This window comes from Xanthobacter sp. NM-25, assembly GCF_022138605.1.
Classification (GTDB): domain Bacteria; phylum Pseudomonadota; class Alphaproteobacteria; order Rhizobiales; family Xanthobacteraceae; genus Xanthobacter.
Genome location: NZ_JACBFS010000004.1, coordinates 128,892 through 149,413 on the forward strand (window position 1 = coordinate 128,892; position 20,522 = coordinate 149,413).

17 protein-coding genes are annotated in these 20,522 nt (G+C 67.8%); 10 read left to right on the forward strand and 7 right to left on the reverse strand.

Going from position 1 to position 20,522, the window contains the following annotated elements; genetic code table 11:
* The first annotated feature begins 354 nt into the window (after positions 1-354).
* Positions 355-1,167, forward strand: coding sequence for a tetratricopeptide repeat protein (locus MEU52_RS12280; RefSeq protein ID WP_273546322.1), 813 nt, complete (start codon positions 355-357; stop codon positions 1,165-1,167).
* An 81-nt stretch (positions 1,168-1,248) separates the two neighbouring features.
* Here MEU52_RS12280 and MEU52_RS12285 read toward each other — a convergent pair whose 3' ends face one another.
* Positions 1,249-1,665 (reverse strand): GFA family protein, encoded by a 417-nt coding sequence (locus MEU52_RS12285; RefSeq protein ID WP_238122578.1) that lies wholly within the window; start codon positions 1,663-1,665, stop codon positions 1,249-1,251.
* An 11-nt stretch (positions 1,666-1,676) separates the two neighbouring features.
* On the reverse strand, positions 1,677-2,465 hold the full coding sequence (gene xth, locus MEU52_RS12290) for an exodeoxyribonuclease III (protein ID WP_238122579.1): 789 nt from the start codon (positions 2,463-2,465) through the stop codon (positions 1,677-1,679).
* A gap of 186 nt (positions 2,466-2,651) precedes the next feature.
* On the opposite strand from xth, the gene MEU52_RS12295 reads away from it, so the two are divergent.
* Both MEU52_RS12295 and MEU52_RS12300 read left to right on the forward strand, forming a co-directional pair.
* A complete protein-coding gene (locus MEU52_RS12295; protein ID WP_238122580.1) occupies positions 2,652-4,058 on the forward strand; it encodes an MBOAT family O-acyltransferase in 1,407 nt (468 codons plus the stop codon).
* Positions 4,059-4,062: 4 nt separating this feature from the next.
* The gene (locus MEU52_RS12300) at positions 4,063-5,229 is read left to right on the forward strand and encodes an alginate O-acetyltransferase AlgX-related protein (protein ID WP_238122581.1); all 1,167 of its coding nucleotides are present in this window, start codon (positions 4,063-4,065) and stop codon (positions 5,227-5,229) included.
* Between the two features lie 41 nt (positions 5,230-5,270).
* On the opposite strand, the gene erpA is transcribed toward MEU52_RS12300, so the two are convergent.
* Entirely contained in the window at positions 5,271-5,633 is a 363-nt protein-coding gene (gene erpA, locus MEU52_RS12305; protein WP_238122582.1) for an iron-sulfur cluster insertion protein ErpA, read from the reverse strand.
* A 107-nt stretch (positions 5,634-5,740) separates the two neighbouring features.
* On the opposite strand from erpA, the gene MEU52_RS12310 reads away from it, so the two are divergent.
* The 3 genes from MEU52_RS12310 to MEU52_RS12320 all read left to right on the forward strand — a co-directional run bounded on the left by MEU52_RS12310 (position 5,741) and on the right by MEU52_RS12320 (position 10,777).
* Entirely contained in the window at positions 5,741-6,946 is a 1,206-nt protein-coding gene (locus tag MEU52_RS12310) for a deoxyguanosinetriphosphate triphosphohydrolase (RefSeq protein ID WP_238122583.1), read from the forward strand.
* A 32-nt stretch (positions 6,947-6,978) separates the two neighbouring features.
* Positions 6,979-8,751 (forward strand): arginine--tRNA ligase, encoded by a 1,773-nt coding sequence (gene argS, locus MEU52_RS12315; protein WP_238122584.1) that lies wholly within the window; start codon positions 6,979-6,981, stop codon positions 8,749-8,751.
* A gap of 85 nt (positions 8,752-8,836) precedes the next feature.
* Complete coding sequence (locus MEU52_RS12320) at positions 8,837-10,777, forward strand: SPOR domain-containing protein (protein ID WP_238122585.1); 1,941 nt, start codon at positions 8,837-8,839, stop codon at positions 10,775-10,777.
* 72 nt (positions 10,778-10,849) lie between these two features.
* Here MEU52_RS12320 and MEU52_RS12325 read toward each other — a convergent pair whose 3' ends face one another.
* Positions 10,850-11,746, reverse strand: a complete 897-nt coding sequence (locus MEU52_RS12325) for an ATP-binding protein (RefSeq protein ID WP_238122586.1) — start codon at positions 11,744-11,746, stop codon at positions 10,850-10,852.
* Positions 11,747-11,987: 241 nt separating this feature from the next.
* On the opposite strand from MEU52_RS12325, the gene MEU52_RS12330 reads away from it, so the two are divergent.
* A complete protein-coding gene (locus MEU52_RS12330) occupies positions 11,988-12,641 on the forward strand; it encodes a hypothetical protein (RefSeq protein ID WP_238122587.1) in 654 nt (217 codons plus the stop codon).
* A 6-nt stretch (positions 12,642-12,647) separates the two neighbouring features.
* Here the strand turns inward: MEU52_RS12330 and MEU52_RS12335 are convergent, their stop codons facing one another.
* Both MEU52_RS12335 and dusA read right to left on the reverse strand, forming a co-directional pair.
* Positions 12,648-13,484 carry a sulfite exporter TauE/SafE family protein gene (locus MEU52_RS12335; RefSeq protein WP_238122588.1) on the reverse strand — a complete coding sequence of 279 codons (837 nt, stop codon included), beginning with the start codon at positions 13,482-13,484 and terminating at the stop codon, positions 12,648-12,650.
* 146 nt (positions 13,485-13,630) lie between these two features.
* Positions 13,631-14,629 carry a tRNA dihydrouridine(20/20a) synthase DusA gene (gene dusA / locus MEU52_RS12340; RefSeq protein WP_273546302.1) on the reverse strand — a complete coding sequence of 333 codons (999 nt, stop codon included), beginning with the start codon at positions 14,627-14,629 and terminating at the stop codon, positions 13,631-13,633.
* Positions 14,630-15,007: 378 nt separating this feature from the next.
* Here dusA and MEU52_RS12345 point away from each other — a divergent pair, with 378 nt between their 5' ends.
* The 3 genes from MEU52_RS12345 to MEU52_RS12355 all read left to right on the forward strand — a co-directional run bounded on the left by MEU52_RS12345 (position 15,008) and on the right by MEU52_RS12355 (position 19,332).
* Positions 15,008-15,934, forward strand: coding sequence for a helix-turn-helix transcriptional regulator (locus tag MEU52_RS12345; protein ID WP_238122589.1), 927 nt, complete (start codon positions 15,008-15,010; stop codon positions 15,932-15,934).
* 124 nt (positions 15,935-16,058) lie between these two features.
* Positions 16,059-18,167 (forward strand): TonB-dependent receptor, encoded by a 2,109-nt coding sequence (locus tag MEU52_RS12350; RefSeq protein WP_238122590.1) that lies wholly within the window; start codon positions 16,059-16,061, stop codon positions 18,165-18,167.
* Positions 18,168-18,174: 7 nt separating this feature from the next.
* A complete protein-coding gene (locus MEU52_RS12355) occupies positions 18,175-19,332 on the forward strand; it encodes an FAD-dependent monooxygenase (RefSeq protein WP_238122591.1) in 1,158 nt (385 codons plus the stop codon).
* 6 nt (positions 19,333-19,338) lie between these two features.
* On the opposite strand, the gene MEU52_RS12360 is transcribed toward MEU52_RS12355, so the two are convergent.
* Positions 19,339-20,520, reverse strand: coding sequence for an FAD-dependent monooxygenase (locus tag MEU52_RS12360; protein ID WP_238122592.1), 1,182 nt, complete (start codon positions 20,518-20,520; stop codon positions 19,339-19,341).
* Between the last annotated feature and the right edge of the window lie 2 nt (positions 20,521-20,522).

Below are 20,522 nucleotides of genomic sequence, written 5' to 3' on the forward strand. Positions count from 1 at the left end.
CCACGACACCAGAGGGCGACACGGGGCGGTGAGCGTAGCCTGGAAAGTGTTTCCGGCCGCCGCGTTTGAGGTAGAGTCCGGATGCGCACGCGGTGGATGGCACATAGGCTTGCAGGGCGGAGCGCGACGGAACGGTGCCCAAGTGAGGCCGCCAGGCGGCCTTTCCTCGGCCCCGATATTGCCGCCGCCGTCTGCCAAGTTTCCAGCATCATGTTTGCGGAACGTTTACCAAGCCCCCGGGGCGGGCTTCTGTCCCCATCAGCGCGCCGCGCGGCGCCACGGGCGGGTCGTGGCCCGGGCCGCGCCGTGAGCGCACCGGCCGCGCGCCGTGCGGCCGGGCTGCTGTTCGCCAGCATGGTCGGTCTGCTGCTGAGCGCGCCGGTCGCATCCGCCTTCGATGGCTCCACCCAGGCGCAGCAGCCCATCACCCCGCCGGTGGATGTGCCGGTGGTACCGGCCACGCGGCCGGTGGATGAGGCGTTTCGTGCCGGTGCATTGGCATTGCGCCAGGGCGAGACCGCCAAGGGCCTCGACGCTCTTGGCTATGCCGCGGCCCAGGGCCACCCCATGGCCCAGTGGAAGCTGGCCAAGATCTATGCCGATGGCGACGGCGTGAAGCGGGACGATGCCAAGGCCTTCACCTATTACAGCCGGATCGCCAATTCCCACGCGGATGACTATCCCGGCACGGCACAGTCGCGCTTCGTGGCCAATGCGTTCGTCGCGCTGGGCTCCTATTATCTGGTGGGCATTCCCTCGGCCGGCGTGAAGCGCAATCCCACCCGCGCGCGGGACATGTATTCCTACGCCGCCTCCTATTTCGGTGACGCCGATGCCCAGTACCATCTGGGCAAGCTGTATCTGGAAGGCGTGGGCGGGCCGAAGGACGCGCGCAACGCCGGGCGTTGGCTGACCCTGGCCGCCCAGAAGGGGCAGTTTGAGGCGCAGGCCACCTTGGGCGAGTTGCTGTTCCGCGGCGAAGAGGGCGTTCCCCGCCAGGCGGCACGCGGCCTCATGTGGCTCACACTTGCGCGGGATGCGGCGGCGCGGCCCGAAGACAAATGGGTGGTGGAGCTGCACGAAAAGGTATTCGCTGAAGCCTCGCCCGATGAACGGGCCATGGCCCTGGCCTATCTCGAAAACTGGCTGAAGACCGCACGGCGCTGAAGAGCGCCGACTGCAGGCCGGCTATCGACCCCTGGTCGACCCTTGGTCTACCGTTGGCCTGCACCGTTGGCCTGCCTTGGGCTAAGGTGGGTCGCGCTCGGCGGCGAAACGTGGCAGGTCGGCGCCGAGGCCCGCGGTCATGGCGCGGGCCGAATGGGTCCACAGATGGTGGCTGGGCTGCACGGCGTCGGGCTGGTCCAGGGTGCCGACGGTAATATCCACCTCCGCCTCACACGCCATATCGAACAGGATCGGGCTGCCGCAGCTGCCGCAGAACCCCCGGATCACCCCTTCAGAAGAGGCGTAGCGCGTCAGCGTTCCGTCCGTCAGCTCCAGATCGTCGCGGGCGACACTGGCCCACGGCACGGCGGCGGAGCCGGAGGCCTTCTGGCACATGGTGCAATGGCACCAGAAGGCGGTGCGCACCTGCTTGATGCGATAGCGCACCGCGCCGCACAGGCAACCGCCGACGAGGGGCTGCGCGGGAAAGGGGGCCATGGCTTTGCGCCTCAGACAGCGATGGAAAAGTCGGCCCAGACCGGCACGTGGTCTGAGGGCTTTTCCCAGGCCCGCACATGCTTGTCGATGCCGGCGCCGATGAGCTTGTCGGCCGCCTGGGGCGACAGCAGCAGATGGTCGATGCGGATGCCGAAATCCCGCTGCCAGGCCCCGGCCTGATAATCCCAGAAGGTGAACACCCGTTCGGCATCGGTGGTGGCGCGTACCGCGTCGGTGAGGCCGAGATGGAGAAGGCCGCGGAAGGCGGCGCGGGTGCGCGGCAGGAACAATGCGTCGCCGAGCCAGGCGGACGGATCGGCGGCGTCGATGGGCTGCGGGATCACATTGAAATCGCCGGCGAGGATCAGCGGCTCTTCCAGGGCCAATCGGTCGGCGGCAAAGGCATTGAGCCGGTTCATGAAGCCGAGCTTGTAGGGATATTTCTCGGTATCCGGCGGGTTGCCGTTGGGCAGATAGAGGCAGGCGACGCGCACCACGCCGGTTTTCACTGAAACCACCGCCTCGATGAACCGGGCCTGTTCGTCGCCATCATCGCCGGCGAGGCCGTGGCTCACGTCCTCCAGCGGCAGCTTGGAGAGCAGGGCGACGCCGTTGAACGTCTTCTGGCCGTGCACCGTGACATTGTAGCCCAGCGCCTCGAACGGCTCCCTGGGGAAGGCGTCGGTCTGGCACTTGATCTCCTGCAGGCACACCACGTCCGGATTGGCCTCCTTCAGCCAGGCGACCGCATGGTCGAGCCGCTGGCGGATGGAGTTCACATTCCAGGTGGCGATGCGCATGGGGATCCGGCTCCTTCGGGGGCCCGTCGGTTCGGGCGCGGCGAGCATACTCCCCACGCGGGCCGGGGCAACCGGCGGAGGTCCGCAGATACATAACGTAACGCGGGGCGACCCGGCGGCAGGGTTGCGGCGGGGGGAAAAGGATGGCATGCACCACCCTTGCCATTGTCCAGGTGACCTAGCGACATGACGTTCGCGTCCATCGAGTTTCTGTTCTATTTCTTCCCGCTTTTCTTGGTCTCCTACTTCGCCGCGAAGACCATCGCGCTGCGGAATTATATCTTTCTGGCCTTCTCCCTGGTGTTCTACGCCTCGGGATACACGCCGCACATCGTGCTGCTCTTGGCCTCCGTCGCCGTCAACTTCTTCATCGCCAAGGCCATGGACCTGAAGGAGGGGCGCGAACGGCAGCGCGTCCTCATCGGCGGCGTCACCTTTAATCTGCTGCTGCTCGGGGTGTTCAAATATACCGACTTCCTCATCGGCAATCTCAATGTGCTGCTGGAGCCCACCGGGGCCGCCCTTCCTGAGCCGCACATTTCCCTGCCGCTGGGCATTTCCTTCTATTCGTTCCACGCGATTTCGTATCTCGCCGACATCTACAAGCGAAAGGTGCGGGCCAATACGGACCCGGCCCAGTTCGCGCTCTACATGTGCATGTTCCCGCAGCTGGTGGCGGGCCCCATCGTGCGCTACTCCACGGTCGCCCGGCAGCTCGCGGACAGGCGCGTCACCTGGGGCCGGTTTTCCGCCGGCGCGCGGCTGTTTGCCATCGGGCTGGCCTGGAAGGTGCTGATTGCCGATGAGGTCTCGCGCCTGGTGGTGGGTGTGTTCGACACCACCACCAACCCGACCTTCGTGGAAGCGTGGCTGGGTGTTTATGCCTATACGGTGCAGATCTATTTCGACTTCGCCGGCTACTCGACCATGGCCGTGGGCCTCGGCGTGATGGTGGGCTTTACCCTGCCGCGCAACTTCCGCATTCCCTACAGCTCCCACTCCATCACCGAGTTCTGGCGGCGCTGGCACATGAGCCTGTCGGCCTTCCTGCGGGACTATCTCTACATTCCCCTGGGGGGCAACCGGCATGGGCCGGCGCGGACCTATGTGAACCTGTCCGTCGTCTTCCTGCTGTGCGGCCTGTGGCACGGGGCGAGCTGGAACTTCGTGATCTGGGGTGCCCATCACGGGGCCTTCCTCATCCTGGAACGGGCCTGGCTCGGCCGCTGGCTGAAGCGCCTTCCGGGGCCGGTGTCGCACCTTTATGCCGTGGTGGTGGTGATGCTGGGCTGGGTCTGGTTCCGGGCCGATACGCTGCCCGGGGCACTGGATCTCTTCTCAGGCCTGGTGGGGGCCAACGGCTTCTCGCGGCCCTCCATGGCGCTCGGCTTCGGCCTCCACACCCTGTCCATCGTCGCGCTGATCGTTGGTGGTCTCATCGGCTTCTTCCGCTGGCGGCGCTGGAAGATCCTGTCGGGGGAGGGGGTGCTGGCCACGGTGGCGGATTACGGCCTCATCGCCGCGCTCATGATCATGAGCGTGATCTGGGTGGGCGGTACCATCCCCACGCCCTTCCTCTATTACCGGTTCTGATGCCATGAACCTGCTCGCGCGACATCGCCGCTACATCGGGGTCCTGGTGGCCGGCATCATCGGCCTGCTGTTCCTCTCGAACATCATTCCGGACCCGCTGGGCACCTGGAAGGCGCGCACGCCGCTGGCGCCCGAATGGGGCTGGGGGCGCACGGCCCATGTGATCTTCCGCAATGCCGGCGAGTTCATTCATGACAATTTCGGCTTCCGCGCCACCCTGCCGGTGCTGCGCCGGGAGTTGCGCCGCGCCCTGGATGCGCCCGACAGCTACCCCATCTATGCCGGCCGCAATGGCCAGCTGTTCTGGGGCGTGGAGCGCACGCCGGAGCAATCGGCCGGCGCCCTGGTGCGCGCGCCCGAGGTGGAGCGCTTCGTTTCCATGATCGGCGAGATGCAGCGGAGCCTCGCGCCCCTCGGCACCAAGGTGCTGGTGGCGCTGCCGCCCAATGCCCAATCCGTGGAGCTGGAGGAATTGCCGGCCTGGACCGATCTCCTGCGCTATCCCACCACCGAATACAGCCTCGCCCTGGCCGGCCTGGAGGCGGAGGGGGTGACCACGGTCGACCTGCGCCGGGTCCTGCGACGGGCGCCCTGGCCCCGCTATCTCCTCACCGATACCCATTGGAACACCCGCAGCTCCATCCTCGCCTTCAACGCGGTGATGGCCGCCGCCGGCCATCCGGGCTGGCAGGTGGATGTGAGCCAGGTGATCGGCGGGCGGGTGCCCTCGCCGCGGGGCGACCTGCTGCGCAGCATGCGCATGCCGCCGGAGGTGAAGGAGGAGAACTTCCAGCTGCTCTACAAGAGCCCGGCCGGTCCCCAACGGCCTGATCCCGCCCTCATTCACCACAATGAGCACTTCGCCTTCAAATCGGTGGCGCGGGACTATGCGCCCACCGGCGAGCGGGTGCTGATCATGGGAGATTCGTTCACCGTGGGCATTTGGGCGGGGCTGTTCGCCAATGCGGACGTCAGCGTCGTGGGCTGGATGCATGCCTCGCTGAAGACCACCGGAAGCTGCGACTTCAACTTCAACGATGTGAAGGCGTTCAAGCCCGACCTGCTGATCTACGCGCGCACCGAGCGCTTCTTCCCGTGCCCGCCGGACAATTGGCCGGCAGGCCTGCCGCGGCCGCGCGGCAATGCTGTTCCCCTCGGCGCGGCCCCGTGAGGTCGCGCCGGGGGCGGGACGTGTTTGCTCTCAGGCGCCGGTCAGACGGCGAAGCTCGATCCGCAGCCGCACTTGGCCGTGGCCATGGGGTTGTGGATCTTGAAGGCCGAGCCCATCAGGTCCGCCACGTAATCGAGCTGGGAGCCCTTGACGTAGTCGAGGGAGATCCGGTCGACGACGATCTTGGCGCCTTCCTTCTCGATGATGAGGTCGTCATCACCCTGCTCGGTTGTCATGTCGTACTTGTAAGAGAAGCCGGAGCATCCGCCCCCTTCCACGCTGAGGCGCAGGAAGGTGCCCGCAGGCTCCGACGACAGAATCTGGCGGATGCGGCGCGCTGCAGCATCGGTGACGGCGAAATCGGGAGCGGCCGAAGCCTGCTCGGAGGCGAGTGTGGTTTCCATGGTATCGACTTTACGAATTGAAGCTGGCAATGGCCCATAAGGTAAGGCCGGAACCGTTGAAGTGAAAGGGCTGGCCTCGCGAAAAGGCCGAGCGGGAGGAGCAGGACATGGCGGTTTCCGGCGCAAAGCCCCGGGTTTCATGGGCTTGCGACCCTGAGCGTTCGCGTGGGCGGCTGGTTCACGAACCGGAGATGCCGCCGCGCAGCGGCTTCCGGCGGGATTGCGACCGCATCATTCATTCCACTGCCTTCCGCCGCCTCAAGCAGAAGACTCAGGTCTTCGTCTTCAATGAGGGCGACCATTACCGCACCCGCCTCACCCACACGCTGGAGGTGGTGCAGGTGGCGCGCTCCATCGCCCGCGCCCTGGGGCTGGACGAGGATCTGGCCGAGGCTCTCGCCCTTGCCCACGATCTTGGCCACCCGCCGTTCGCCCATGCGGGCGAGCGGGCGCTCAACGCCTGCATGGCGGACTATGGCGGCTTTGATCACAACGCCCAGTCGCTGCGCGTGGTGACACGCATCGAGCGCCGGTATGCGCAGTTTGACGGCCTCAACCTCACCTGGGAGACCCTGGAAGGGCTGGTGAAGCACAACGGCCCGCTGACCGACCGGAAGGGGCAGGGCATCGGCCACTATGCGGGCGGCCTGCCTCACGCCATCGTCGTGCACTCCGCCTTGCAGGATCTGGACTTGTGGAGCCACGCCGGCCCGGAGGCGCAGGTCGCCGCCCTGGCGGACGACATCGCCTATGACGTCCATGATCTCGACGACGGCATCCGCGCCCACATGTTCAGCCTGGACGAGCTGGAGCCGCTGCCGCTGGTGGGCGAGGCGATCCGGGACGTCCGGGCGCGTTACCCCGGCCTCGACATGCCGCGCACGGTCAACGAGGTGCTGCGCCGGGTGATCACCCGCCTGATCGAGGATGTGGTGGTGGAAGGCGCGCGCAACGCCGCCAGCGCCGGGGTGCAGTCCGCTGATGAGGTGCGCCGGCTAGGGCGCACGCTCATCCGATTTTCGCCGGAGATGGCCGGGGCCGAGAAGGCGCTGAAGGGCTTCCTCTATCCCCACATGTACCGCCATGCGCGGGTGGAGGCGATCATGGGCGAGGCGCAGCGCGTGCTGCGTGAGTTGTTCGCCCACTTCATGGCAGAGCCGCGGGACATGCCGGCCTCCTGGCATGAAGACCTGGAAAGCTTGGATCAGAACCGCCTCGCTCGCCGGGTGACCGATTACATCGCCGGCATGACCGACCGCTACGCCCTCGACCAGCACGCCCGTTTCTTTGACACGACGCCGGATCTGCGATAGGCGCGCGGCAACCAACCCGATCGGACAATTCCATGAACGTCTACGCGATCTTCGCCGATCACGTCCGCGAAGCCGTCGCCGCCCTCGTCGCCGAGGGTCATTTTGCCGAGGGCCGTGGCGCGGGCCTCGATCTGGCCCGCGTGGTGGTGGAGCCCCCGCGTGATGCCAGCCATGGCGATCTCGCCACCAATGCCGCCATGGTGCTGGCCAAGGATCTGGGCCTGAAGCCGCGGGACCTCGCGGAAAAGATCGCCGGCAAGCTCGGCGGCATCCGCCATGTCACCAAGGTGGACGTGGCCGGCCCCGGCTTCATCAACGTCACTCTCGATCCGGTGTTCTGGCCCCAGGTGCTGGCGGCGGCGCTGAATGGCGGCGCGCGCTTCGGCCGGTCCAGTCTCGGCGGCGACGAACCGGTGAATGTGGAATATGTCTCGGCCAACCCCACTGGTCCCATGCATGTGGGCCATTGCCGGGGTGCCGTGTTCGGCGACGCCATGGCGAACCTCTTGGCCTTCGCCGGCTATCAGGTGACCCGGGAGTATTACATCAACGACGCCGGCGCCCAGGTGGATGTGCTGGGCCGCTCCGCCTATCTGCGCTACCGCGAGGCCGCCACCGGCGAGAAGGCGGAGATTCCGGACGGGCTCTATCCCGGCGACTATCTGGTGTCGGTGGGCGAGAAGCTGGCCGAAATGCACGGCAGCGAATATCTGGCCGCGCCGGAGAGCGAGTGGCTGCCCATTTTCCGCAGCTTCGCCATCGGCGAGATGATGAACATGATCCGCGACGATCTCGAAGCCCTGGGCATCGCGTTCGACGTGTTCTTCTCGGAGCGCTCTTTGTCCGCCGGCGCGGTGGACAAGGTGGGCGCCACCATCGAAGCCCTCAAAGCCTCCGGCGAGGTCTATGAGGGGCGCCTGCCGCCCCCCAAGGGCGCGCCTATCGAGGATTGGGAGGACCGGGAGCAGACCCTGTTCCGCTCCACCGCCTTCGGCGACGATGTGGACCGCCCGCTCAAGAAGTCGGATGGCAGCTACACCTATTTTGCCGGCGACATCGCCTATCACAAGGACAAGGTGGAGCGCGGCTTCCTCAAGATGATCGACGTGTGGGGCGCCGACCATGGCGGCTACGTCAAGCGCATGCAGGCGGCGGTGAAGGCCGTTTCCGGCGGCGCGGCGAGCCTCGATGTGGAGCTGATCCAGCTGGTGCGTCTGTTCCGCAACGGCGAGCCGGTGCGCATGTCCAAGCGGGCCGGCTCCTTCGTGACGCTGCGGGACGTGGTGGACGAGGTGGGCCGCGACGCGGTGCGCTTCATGATGCTGTTCCGCAAGAACGATGCGCCGCTGGATTTCGATCTCGCCAAGGTCATCGAGCAGTCGCGCGAGAACCCGGTGTTCTACGTGCAGTATGCCCACGCCCGGGCCAAATCCATCCTGCGTAACGCCGCCGCCGCCCTTCCCGACCTGCCGGCTGAGCCGGCCGCCTTCGCCAGCGCCGAGCTCGAGCGACTCGACGATGAGGGCGAACTGGGGCTGCTGAGGCGCATCGCCTCCTGGCCGCGCCTGGTGGAGCAGGCCGCAAGCGCCCGCGAGCCCCATCGGATCGCCTTCTATCTGCATGAGCTGGCAAGCGATTTCCACGCCCAGTGGAACCGGGGAAAAGACCTGCCTCATTTACGCTTCATTATCGAGAATGATCGACATTTGACCTCGGCCCGCCTCGCTTTGGTGCATGGAGTGGCCACGGTGCTCGCCTCGGGTCTGAACGTGCTGGGGGTGGAAGCCGTCGACGAGATGAAATAGCGGCTCGTCAAACGGCCAGGCACCGCAGCAATGGGCCGCTGAAGGCTCCGCCTGGGCGGGACGGACGAGAACACATCGAGGCGACATGGTCGACGAAAGCAGGTTCCGCTATCGGCGCGACGCGGGCAGCAATGATGCCGGCGCACGGGGCGTGGCTCCACGGGATCCTCGGGAGCAGCGGCCGGAGCCGGGCCGTGCTCAGGCCCCGCGTGATCCGGCCACCCCACGGGGCTATGCCGCGCCCGCGGCGGATCCACGCCTTGCGCCCCCGTCCCGCGCGGCCGCGCCGCGGGCCGCCGCGCCGAGCCGCAATCCGCCTCCGGCGCCCGCTGCCAGCGACGACCCGCTGGCCGAACTGGCACGGCTGATCGCCGAGCAGGATCCCTTCGCCGATTTCGATGACCTGCCGCCGGCCCCCCCGCCGCGTCCGGCAGCTGCAGCCCCAGCGCTGCCGCGCGCCGCCGATCCGGCCGCGCGTCCCTTCGATCCGCGCCGCGACCTGCGCGCGCCCAGCCGTCCACAGGCGCCCGTCGACTCCTATGACGATGAGCCGGACGAGCTACCTCCGGCGCGTCCCGCACCCGCCCGCGCTGCTGTCCCACCGCGCGCCCCCTCCGAACCCGCTCCGCGGCGTGCCGCTCCCAGCCTTCCGGACCTCTCCGCGCCGCCGCGTCCGCAGGCGCAGCCACCGCGTCCGGTGCGCCCGGCCGCTGGCACGCAGGCGTCCTATCAGCAGGATCCCTATTCCTCGGCCACACCGGCGCCGCGCGCGGCCCTGGAACCGCCTCGTCGTCCGGCGCCGCAGCCGCCGTCCGCAGCCGCGCCGAGCCGCGCGGCTCTCGTTCCTCCTCGGTCCGATGCCGCGCCCATCGACCGCTCCGCCACCTCGGTTCGCCTCGGCTACGGGTCTTTGGCACATCAGGCGCAGGTCGCCGCCACTCCCGCGCAGCGCCGTGGCGCCGAAGACGACGGCTTTGCCGCGCCACCGGCGCCTCAGCCGCGCGGCGTCGCACCGCGCGAGGCGATCCGTGACGACGAGGATTATGAGCCCGCCCCCCGCCGTGCGGCTGCTCCTGAGCCGGCGCGCGCGCCGGCCGAGCCGCACCCGGCCGCCTATGCCTACTCGGCGGAGCGGCGGGATGGCGACTATGACGAATATGACGAGGCCTACGATCCCCAGTATGACGAGGATGGCTACATGCCGCCTCATGGGGATGAGGTCTATGAAGGCGAGACCCGCCGCCGCAAGGGCCGCGCCGCTCTGCTGCTGGTGGCCTCGGTGCTCGGCCTGATCGTCGCCGGCACCGCCGGCGTGTTCGCCTATCGCATGGCGGTACATGGATCGGTATCGGGCACCGCCGGAGGTCCGCCGGTCATTCGCGCCGATAGCACCCCGAGCAAGATCGTCGCGCCGCCCGCGCCCACGCCGGAAGGCCAGCAGAAGATGATCTACGATCGTCTCGGCAGCGGTGGCAGCGCCAATGAGCGCATGGTGCCCCGCGAGGAGCAGCCGATGGATGTGACCACGGCGGCCATTCGCAACGGTACGCCGGCGGCCACCGATCCGGTCATCAATTCCCTGTCCACGGAACCGAAGCGGGTGCGCACGGTGCCCATTCGCGCGGATGGTCTCGGCGGGGATGCCAGCACGACAGCCGCGGCGCCAAGCCCTGGCCTGAGCGCTCTGGCTGCCTATGCATCGGGGCAGGCCCCCGGTGCCGCACCGTCGGCGGTGGCCGTGCCGGATGCCAAGGCCCCGCCGCAGGTCGCCCGTAGCGGCGACTTCGTGGTGCAGGTGGCGTCGCAGCGGTCGGAGGCGGATGCCATGGGCTCCTGGAAAGCGCTGCAGACCCGCTATCCGAACCTGCTGAGTTCCTATGTGGCGACGGTGAAGAAAGCCGATCTCGGTGACCGCGGTGTGTATTACCGCGCTCAGGTGGGCCCCTTCGCGACCCGCGATCAGGCCAATGACCTATGCCAGGCCCTGCGGGCCCAGGGCGGTGACTGCCTCGTCAGCAAGAACTGACCCCCAGAGCATGGGGTTAAAAGTTGAAACGGGGGCGCGCGGCAGGTCCGGCGCCCCCGTTTCGCGTCAGGCTCAGCGGGCCTTGAGCGCCACGCCCAGGCGGCCGGCCAGGTCCTGCACGAACTGGGAGGCGGTGCGGCCCGAACGGGCGCCACGGGTGGTGGCCCACTCCAGCGCATCGGCCCGCCACGCGCTTTCCTCCACCGGCAGCTGATAATGGGCGATATAGCCGGCGACCATGGCGAGGTATTCGTCCTGGCTGCACTTGTGGAACCCGAGCCACAGGCCGAACCGGTCCGACAGCGACACCTTTTCCTCCACGGCTTCGCCGGGGTTGATGGCGGTGGAGCGCTCGTTGTCCATCATGTCCCGCGGCAGCAGGTGGCGCCGGTTGGACGTGGCATAGAAGATGACGTTGTCGGGTCGCCCCTCGATGCCGCCCTCGAGCACCGCCTTCAGCGATTTGTAGGAGGTGTCATCAGCGTCGAAGGAGAGATCGTCGCAGAAGATGATGAAGCGATGGGCAGAGCCGCGCACCAGGGCCATCAGGCCCGGCAGGGTCTCGATGTCCTCGCGGTGGATCTCCACCAGCTTCAGCCGCCAATCCTGGCCGGCGGGCAGGGTGCGGTTGACGGTGGCGTGGGCCGCCTTCACCAGAGAGCTCTTGCCCATGCCCCGGGCACCCCAGAGCAAAGCGTTGTTGGCGGGCAGGCCGTGGGCGAAGCGGCGGGTGTTGTCGAGCAGCTGATCGCGGACGCGGTCGATTCCCTGCAGCAGATCAAGCTCGACCCGGTTCACGTGGGGCACCGGCTCCAGCCGCAGCGGATCGGTCTGCCACACGAACGCGTCCGCCGCGTCGAAATCCGCCACCAGGCGGTCCGGCGGGGCGATGCGATCCAGCGCGCCGGCGATGCGGCTGAGCAGGTCGAGGGCTGCGGCAATCGTGTTTTGGTCCAGGGATGCGGGCATTCTTTCCTCCATGGTGTGGGGATAAGGCGCCGTTTCGGGGCGAGCAAGGGCGGGGCGCCGGCAAAGACGGGCTGTGGCCGCAGAGTCGCACTGGTCGCGGGAATGGTGTCGGGCAGCATCACTGCCTTAACTTTTCCGCATCAGGCTGGGACCACTGCAGCGATCGGGGGTGATCTGAACGTCTGTCATTCCCGTCCGGCCGTGCGGCGGCCGTCTAGCGAGCACTTTGCCGGAGAGGCCGATGCGACCCATGCGACATGCGCCCGCCATCCTCAGTCTGCCGCTGAGCCTTGCTCTGGCGGCCAGCGCATGGGCGGATTCGGGAGACTCCACCAGCCGCAGCCTGAATGCCGACGGCTCCACCTCCATGCGCTACGAGCGGCAGCTGGCCGATCTTGGCGCCCAGGTGGGCATGAGCCTGTCCACGGAGGCGTCGAGCGCGGTGCCGGGGCTGGTGCCTGGCACGCAGGCGGTGAGTGGCGCCGCCTTTGCCAAGGTCGCGCTGCCCGAACTGCCGAGCTGGCTGATGTGGCAGAAGGGTTCAGTGAACGTGGCGGTCAGCCCCAGCGATGAGGAAAGCAAGCTCGGCACCACCCTGTCGCGCAGCTGGACGCTCTATGAGGGACTGAAGGCCGAGCTTTCGGACAGCTACGAGATCGCCCGCAGCACCTCCGGCGGGGGCTGGCAGACCGACAAGGCCTTCCGCATCAAGATGATCGACACGGGCACGACCTTTTCGTTCGGCGCGTCCGCCTCCGATAGCACGCCGCAGCTGCTTCCGAGCGTGAGTGCGCAGCAGAAGGTGTTCGGCGCGGTCAACGTGACCACCACCCTGGCGGATACCGGATCGGAACTGAACAAGAGCATCACCGCCGGCTTCTCGCACCGCTGGTGAGCCGCCTTACTGCCAGAAGATGGCCACCACGAAGCGCGAGGCGACGATCAGCAGGAACACGCCGAACGCGATTTCCAGGTGGCGCCGGCTGAGCCGGTGGGCGATCCGCGCACCGACGGGGGCGAACAGGGCGCTGAGCGGCGCCATCAGAACAAAGCCGATGACCGAGACATAGCCCAGCGACAGCGGTGGCAGCTCGGCGAGGTGAGGCCAGCCGGCAACGGCATAGCCGATGATGCCGGGAATGGGCACGATGATGCCGATGCCCGCCGAGGTGGCCACGGCCACATGGATAGGCACGCCGTAGAGCAACAGGACATTGGTTGCGAGGCCGCCACCGGAAATGCCGACCAGCGCCGAGGCGAGGCCGATGAAGAAGCCGTAACCAAGCATGGCCCGGCGGCCGGGCAGGGTCTCGCCCAGGCGGATGTCGTCACGCCCGAGCAGGCTCTTGATGGCAAGGCCCGTGATGATGAGCACGAACGCCGCCTGCAACACCCAGCCGGACACCGCGGCGGCAATGGCGCTGCCGACGAGGATGCCGGCGATGGCGGGCAGATACCATTGTCGCAGCACGTCGGGGCGCACCGCGCCCTTCTTCTGATGCGCGCGGTAGGAGGTGATGGCGGTGGGAATGATCACCGCCAGCGAGGTGCCCACGCACAATTGCATGCGCACACTGTCCTCGACCCCCATCACCCGGAACACTTCATAGAGCACCGGCACCATGACGCCGCCGCCGCCCACCCCCAGCAGGCCGGCGATGAGGCCGGTGAGGATGCCGCCAGCCAGCAGCGCCAGGGACAGCTCGGCGAGTTCGCTCCAGGCGATGGATGAGAGCATACGTGCGTTCCGGAAGGCCGCGGCACGCGACCGGGAAGAGGAGGGCAGGGCGAAGGATTGATCCCCGTGCTCCTGTGCGCTGGATCGTTGCCGGTGTCCAGGGGGCGGTGGGAAGGTCTGCCCGGCGCGCGGCGCAAGGGCTGGCTTCAGGCCGCTATTCCCAGGTCGCGGCTGCGCACTTCGGCCACCGCCCCCCTGAGCACGTCGAGCCCGGCGCCGGGCTGAATTGCCTCGGTGGAAAGCCGGCGGCGGAAGAGCCGCGAGCCGCGACGGCCTCCGAACAGCCCCAGCATGTGGCGGGTGATGTCGGCGAGGCGTCCGCCGGCCTCCAGATGCGCCGCCACATAGGGCTCGAACGCCTCGAGCGCCGCATAGGTATCGGCACAGGGGGCGGGCTCGCCATAAAGGCGGGGGTCCACCTGATGTAGCAACTCAGGGCTGTGATAGGCGGCGCGGCCGAACATCATCCCATCGAGCCCGGCGGCGGCGGCGAGCCCGGCATCGAGGGTCTCCAGGCCGCCGTTGAGCACGATGGGAACCTGCGGCAGACGCTGCTTCAGCCGCTGAACCCGGCCGTAGTCCAGTGGTGGAATATCGCGGTTTTCCCGGGGCGACAGGCCTTTCAGCCAAGCCTTGCGGGCATGCACGATCAGCGCATCGGTGCCCGCCGCGATCACCGCGTCGGCGAGCGTGTCGAGAGCCTGCTCGGGATCCTGGTCGTCGACGCCGATCCGACATTTCACTGTGACGGGGATCGTCACGGCGGCTTTCATGGCGGCGATGCAGTCGCCCACCAGATGCGGTTCGCGCATGAGGCACGCGCCGAAATTGCCCCCCTGCACTTTGTCGGACGGGCACCCGACATTGAGATTGATCTCGTCATAGCCGAAATCGGCGCAGACGCGTGCGGCTGTGGCCAGCTGCGCCGGATCACTGCCGCCGAGCTGCACCGCAACCGGATGCTCCACCGCGCTGAACCCCAGCAGCCGCTGGCGATCGCCATGGATCACCGCCGGCGCCGTGACCATCTCGGTATAGAGCCGCGCGCGGCGCGAGAAGGTGCGATGGAAGACCCGGCAGTGACGATCCGTCCAATCCATCATCGGGGCGACGGAGAAGCGCAGGCTGTCATGTTCTAACGTCAAAAGTCGAAGTCCCTCGTCCGCCCCCCTCCCTCGCGCGCGAGAGGGCGCGGTGGCGGAGGGACGGGCGGGCTGGTGAGTGTTTTCAGGGCAGAGCATACCATGCAAGCCGAAGAGAGATCCAATTGTCCGGGCAGGTCCGCGTTCTGCGCTTCGTTCACGGCCGGATGGGAGCACGCAAGCACGTTTCGATGAGATGAGTGCAGGCCGATCGAGGTAAAGGCATCTGCCGTCGTCGCGTTCCGGCGCTCCGTGTGCAGGGCTGCATGGAATTATTCGAAATCAGATCTTCCACCATGCCCTACAGTCGGAGGGTTTTCCCTTCTATTGTGCGTCACTTCAGGCGCGCCTTTGCCTGGCGCGGAGACGGACGTCATCACCATGAGCCTCGAGCAACGCCATACTTCGCTCGACGACCTGCGCACCCTGCTGGATCACCCGTTCGCGCCCGCACGGGACGCGGATGCGCGCTTCTCTTCGGTGCAGGTGGAGCCGGGGCTGTTCCTGCTCGCCCGGGAGATGTCGGTCGAGGTGCCCTTTCTCTTCGAGAGCGAGAGCTTCCCGGCCTGCACCCTGTCCGTGGTGCTGGACGGTGCCGCGACCTCGCAGACCCGGGGCATCGACGGGGGCTTTCGCCCCAACGAGGTCTGGATCTCCTCGGACAACGACCGCCGTCCGTGCCGCACCATGCTGCATTCCGGCCAGCCGGTCCGCACGGTGGAGCTGGTGGTGACGCCGGAATGGTTCGCCACCTCGGCCCGTCCCGGATCGGAGGCCTTCGAGCCGTTGCGAAGGGCCATGGAACGGCCGCTGAGCGTCACACGCCGGCCGTTGGATGCACATCTGAAACGCATCGCCTGGCAGGTGCTCCAGGCTCCTGCGGTACCGGGCCTCGCGGCGCTGGTGTTGGAAAGCCGCGCGCTGGATCTGCTGGTTGCGCTCGTCGATTCGCTCGGCACGGGAGATGCCGGCCAAGCGGATGCGCTGAGGGCCCGCGACCGCGACCGCATCATGGCGGTGCGCGCGCGCATTGATGATGATCCGGCGAGCATCGTCAGCCTCACCGGCCTGGCCGAGGGGTTCGGCATGAGCGCCAGCAAGCTGAAGCGGGATTTCTTCAGCGCTTTCGCTACCTGCGCGGGGGGCTATGTGGCCGAGCAGCGCCTGCTGCTGGGCCGCGCGCTCATCGAGCGGGAGGGGTTGTCGGTATCGGAGGCGGCGTATCGCGCCGGATACGGCCATCCCTCGAATTTCTCCACCGCCTTCCGCCGCCGCTTCGGCTTTGCCCCCTCGCGGCTGAGGCGGTGAGCCGCGCGCATATGCAATTGGACTGATGGCATACGTCTTTCAGGTCCAACCCATTGGCTATGTTTGCGAAAAGTCTGGTCGAGACATCCGGCACCCCAGGCGCCAGGCCCGGGGATCCCGACCCATGACCCACGCATCACGCCTGCCCCTCCTTTTCGCCGCCCTTGCCTTGCCGGCCACGGCCGCTGCGCAGGACGCGGAGGCGACCATCGAGCTGGACGAGATCACCGTCGAGGCCATGCGCCGTGCCCAGCCCTTCCTGGATGTGGCGGCGAGCCTGCGCGTGTTCACCGAGAAGGATATCGAGGCGCGCACCATCGAGCGGCTGGAGGATGCGTTCGACGCCAGCGTCAACACGCTCATGCGCAGCCAGCGCGGCGGCAATGATGCGTCCGTCATCTCCATCCGCGGCGTCGCCAACACCGCGTTCGGCACCGATCCCACCGTGGCCATCTACCGCGACGGGGTGTTTGTCGGCAACGACGCAACCTTCAACCTCACCATGGTCGATCTCGACCAGATCGAGATCCTCCGCGGTCCTCAGGGCACCCTTTACGGCCGCAACGCCATCGCCGGCGCGGTGAACGTGCGCAGCGCGCGGCCGGAGCTGGGCGCCAGCTACACCAAGCTCGATGTGCTGTTCGGCACCGATATGACCCTGCAGGGGCGCGCCGTGGTCAATGCCGCGCTGGGGAGCGATCTGGCGGTGCGCGCGGTGGCGTTCGGCGACTATTCCGATGGCTGGGTGCCCAACCTTGCCGATGGCGCCGACTATGACGGTGCCAAGGACGGCGGCGGGCGGATCCAACTGGTGTCGCGTCCCAGCGATACGCTGGAACTGCTGTTCTCCGCCGACTATGCGAAGGACCAGGGCAGCCGGGGCAATCGCGGCCCGTTCGGCACGGTTTGGGACACCGGCTACAATGCCGCTATCCCCTATGTCTCCAGCATCGCCAGCTATGGCGCCTCGCTGCAGGCCACCTATGACCTCGGCGGCCTGGACCTGGTTTCGGTGACCGCCTGGCGCGGCGCCGAGGGCGATGGCGAGGGGGGCGATTTCACTCCATCGCCCTTCCGGCAGAATGGCTTCACCCGCGATTACGGGCAGGCCTCCCAGGAGCTGCGCCTCGTCACCAAGCCCAATGATGCGCTGGATTGGACCCTTGGGGCCTTCCTCTTCGGTTCCGATGATACCCGCTACGAATATACCGGGTTCAACTACGCCGTGCCGGCCAACAGCTTCTATCCCGGCCAGCCCACCTTGCCGGCGGGCTATGAGGAGGGCACCCATTCCAATCTGCGCGGCTGGTCCGCGGCGCTCTATGGTGATGCCACGTGGCACGTGACGGAGCGGTTTGACATTCTTGCCGGCGCCCGCCTCAGCTATGACCATCGGGGCATCGATTATGACCACCGGTCCAGCGTCGCCGGTGTGACGCTGGGCGCGCCGGCGCAGGTGCTGTCCCCTTCCATGAACAGCACCGACCTGTCGCCGAAGATCGGCCTTGCCTATGAGCTGGCGCCGAAGGTGCGGGCCTATGCCACGCTCTCCCGCGGCTACAAGGCGGGGGGCTACAACCTGTCCTTCGCGCCCACCTCAGACCTCGCCTACGAGCCGGAAAGCGCTTGGAACTACGAGGGCGGCGTGAAAGCCTCGCTGTTCGATGGCAAGCTCGATGTGGCGGCCTCGGTGTTCTATTTCGATTGGGAGAACCAGCAGATCTATTCGTTCAACGGCTATTCCGTGTGGATCGCCAACGCGCCGAAATCCCGCAATTACGGCGCGGAGATTGAGCTGAAGGCGCGGCCGTTGGAGGGGCTGGAACTGTTCGCGGGCCTCGGCTTTCTCGACGCCCGCTTCATCGACGCCCCCGCCTCCCAGAGCGGCGGCGACGCCGATGGCAATTGGCAGCCGCTCGCCTCGAAATACTCGCTCTCCCTTTCGGCGCAATACACCCGCCCGCTCACCGCGCAGCTCAATGGCGTGGCGCGCGTGGATTGGAACTGGCGCTCGTCCTTCTATTTCGACGTGGACAACACCATCGAGCAGGGGGCCTACGGCATCGTCAATGCGCGGCTCGGCGTCGAGGCCAAGACGTGGAGCGTCTACCTCGTGGCGCTCAACCTGTTCGATCAGGATTATTACACGGTCGCCACCGACAACGGATATGGTCCTTACGGGGCGCCTGGCGATCCGCGCATGATCGGCGTCCAGGCCCGCGCGCGCTTCTGAGGGCGCCATGCGGATCCTCATCGTTGGCGCCGGGCCGGCGGGCCTGACCCTGGCCTTGGCCCTGGCGCGGCGCGGCTTCGCGCCGACCCTGGTGGAGCGGGCGCGGAGCCTCAACACCGGGGGCTATGTGGTGAGCCTCCAGGCCAATGGCTGGGACGTGGCGGAGCGGCTTGGCATCCTCACCGCGCTGCGCGAGGCGGCGTTGCCCGCCGCCGATTCCGTCTATCGCGACGGCGCATCGGGGCGCGAGCTGTTCCGGTTTCGTCAGTCGGTGCTCGCGGAGCTTACCGGCGGCAAGATGCTGCATGTGGCGCGGGACACGCTTGTCCGGCTTCTCGCCGCGGCTCTGGCGGCCCAGGGGCACGGCGCGCCGCGCTTCGGGGTGGAGGTGGCGGCCCTCGCGGTGGAGCCGAACGGCGTGGATGTGCGCTTCAGTGATGGTGAAGCGGGCCGCTTCGACCTCGTGGTGGGGGCGGATGGCGCCAACAGCCGGGTGCGACGGCTGGCCTTCGGGCCCACGCCCGCCTATCTCCGTCCCCTGGGGTATCGCGGGGCGGCGTGGCGCATGGCGTCCGACCTGCGGCTCGATCCGCCTTATGAGGGCTATATGGAGGTCGGGCGGCAGGCGATCCTCTACCAGTCCGGGCCGCAGGAGCTGTCCACGCTGCTGTGCTGGCGCAGCGCGGAGCAGGCGGCGGTTCCACCCGAGGCCCGCCATCGCACGGTGAGGACCGCTTTTGCCGGCACCGCGCCGGTGCTGCAGAGTCTCATCGAGGGCGAGGTGGACTGGAACGCCGCTTATCTCGACACCCTGGCCCAGATTGAAATGCCGCATTGGTCGAGCGGCCGCATCGCGGTGGTGGGGGACGCGGCCTGGTGCCTCTCCTTCCTCTCCGGCCAGGGGGCCTCCATGGCCATGGCGGGTGCCTTCCTGCTCGCCGAGCGGCTAGGGCAGGAGGATCTCCCGGAGGTTCTGGAGGCCTGGGAGGCGCGCCTGCGCCCGGTCATCACCGCCGTGCAGCGCCACGCCCGGGCGACCGCGCGCAGCTATGTGCCGCGCAGCCCGGCTGGGCTTTGGATCAGCCGGCGGCTATTGCCGCTCTTGATGTCGCGCCCGCTCCTGAAGCTGCGGGCGCGCACGCTGGTGGCGCCGAGCCTGCTCTAGGCTCGCTTAGCCCACCTTTGCCGCCGGTCCTTGCGCCGCCAGGATTTCGGCGGTGACCGCATTGATGAAGTAGCGCCCCACCCATTTGCGTGGCACGTGGCGCATGAAGAAATTGCGCAGCTCGAACGCCACCGGCGAGCGCGGCACGAACACCCCCGCCATTTTCCGGCTGCGATCCTGGAGACGCAGGATGGAGGGGCGCAGCCGCGCCTCGTGTTCCGCCAGCGCCTGCGGGATCGGCGCGCGGGACAGGGCATCGGCGAGGATCGCCGCGGAGGTGAGGGCCATGCCGGCGCCCTGGCCGGAAATGAGCGTGAGGCAGTGGGCGGCATCGCCCAGTGCCAGCACCCGGCCCTTGGACCAGCGCTGCAACTCCACCAAAGCGAGATCGTCCACCAGCACGACCGCCCCTTCGCTGCGCGCGGCGGTGAGCTGGGTGCGAACGGCCGGGTTGCTGCGGGCGCAGACCTCTTCGAGGAGCCCCCAGCGGTCGGCGGCGGCCACCGGCCCCGCGGCGCTGGAATGCCAGACATGGAGCGCCGCCACCCGGCCTTCCGCCAGCGTGTAGTATTCGGCAATGTGGCCCGGTTCCGTGTAGGAAACGAAGTCCGCACCGAGGCCGAGCCGGTCCGTCAGCTCATATACCGCGAAACGGTAGCCCAGCGGCTTCAGGCATTGGCTTGCGGGGGCGATCAACCGCTCGCGCAGGGCGGAGCGCATGCCATCGGCCAGCAGCACGAGATCGGCCGTCGCAGTGGTGCCGTCGGAAAAGGTCACGCGGGCCTGATCCGCGCCGTCCGTCACATCACGGATGGTGGTGCCGTACCGCAGCTCCACCTGGCCGGGCAGGTCGGCGCGCAGCACCTCGATGAGGTCCGTGCGCCGCATCACCAGATAATCGAGACCCTCGATGAATTCCTGGAAGTGGAGGCGCATCACCTCCCGGCCGTTGCGATCGCGATAGACGTTTTCATGCACGTGGTAGGCGCGCGGCTCCAGCTTTGCCAGCAGTCCCATGCGCGCGGCAGCGGTGTGGCCGGGGCCGGACAGGCTCATCATGTAGCCGCCGGACCTGAGGTCCGTGGCGCGCTCCACGAGCGTGACATGCCAGCCGGCACGGCCCAGCCACCAGGCCGCGGCAAGGCCGGCGACCCCGGCCCCGGAAATGACAACGGATGACGACGACATGG

Coding starts and splice junctions, on each gene's coding strand:
- MEU52_RS12280 (WP_273546322.1), top strand. CDS start 355: ATGGTCGGTCTGCTGCTGAGCGCGCCGGTCGCATCCGCCTTCGATGGC.
- MEU52_RS12285 (WP_238122578.1), bottom strand. CDS start 1,665: ATGGCCCCCTTTCCCGCGCAGCCCCTCGTCGGCGGTTGCCTGTGCGGC.
- xth (WP_238122579.1), bottom strand. CDS start 2,465: ATGCGCATCGCCACCTGGAATGTGAACTCCATCCGCCAGCGGCTCGAC.
- MEU52_RS12295 (WP_238122580.1), top strand. CDS start 2,652: ATGACGTTCGCGTCCATCGAGTTTCTGTTCTATTTCTTCCCGCTTTTC.
- MEU52_RS12300 (WP_238122581.1), top strand. CDS start 4,063: ATGAACCTGCTCGCGCGACATCGCCGCTACATCGGGGTCCTGGTGGCC.
- erpA (WP_238122582.1), bottom strand. CDS start 5,633: ATGGAAACCACACTCGCCTCCGAGCAGGCTTCGGCCGCTCCCGATTTC.
- MEU52_RS12310 (WP_238122583.1), top strand. CDS start 5,741: ATGGCGGTTTCCGGCGCAAAGCCCCGGGTTTCATGGGCTTGCGACCCT.
- argS (WP_238122584.1), top strand. CDS start 6,979: ATGAACGTCTACGCGATCTTCGCCGATCACGTCCGCGAAGCCGTCGCC.
- MEU52_RS12320 (WP_238122585.1), top strand. CDS start 8,837: ATGGTCGACGAAAGCAGGTTCCGCTATCGGCGCGACGCGGGCAGCAAT.
- MEU52_RS12325 (WP_238122586.1), bottom strand. CDS start 11,746: ATGCCCGCATCCCTGGACCAAAACACGATTGCCGCAGCCCTCGACCTG.
- MEU52_RS12330 (WP_238122587.1), top strand. CDS start 11,988: ATGCGACCCATGCGACATGCGCCCGCCATCCTCAGTCTGCCGCTGAGC.
- MEU52_RS12335 (WP_238122588.1), bottom strand. CDS start 13,484: ATGCTCTCATCCATCGCCTGGAGCGAACTCGCCGAGCTGTCCCTGGCG.
- MEU52_RS12345 (WP_238122589.1), top strand. CDS start 15,008: ATGAGCCTCGAGCAACGCCATACTTCGCTCGACGACCTGCGCACCCTG.
- MEU52_RS12350 (WP_238122590.1), top strand. CDS start 16,059: ATGACCCACGCATCACGCCTGCCCCTCCTTTTCGCCGCCCTTGCCTTG.
- MEU52_RS12355 (WP_238122591.1), top strand. CDS start 18,175: ATGCGGATCCTCATCGTTGGCGCCGGGCCGGCGGGCCTGACCCTGGCC.
- MEU52_RS12360 (WP_238122592.1), bottom strand. CDS start 20,520: ATGTCGTCGTCATCCGTTGTCATTTCCGGGGCCGGGGTCGCCGGCCTT.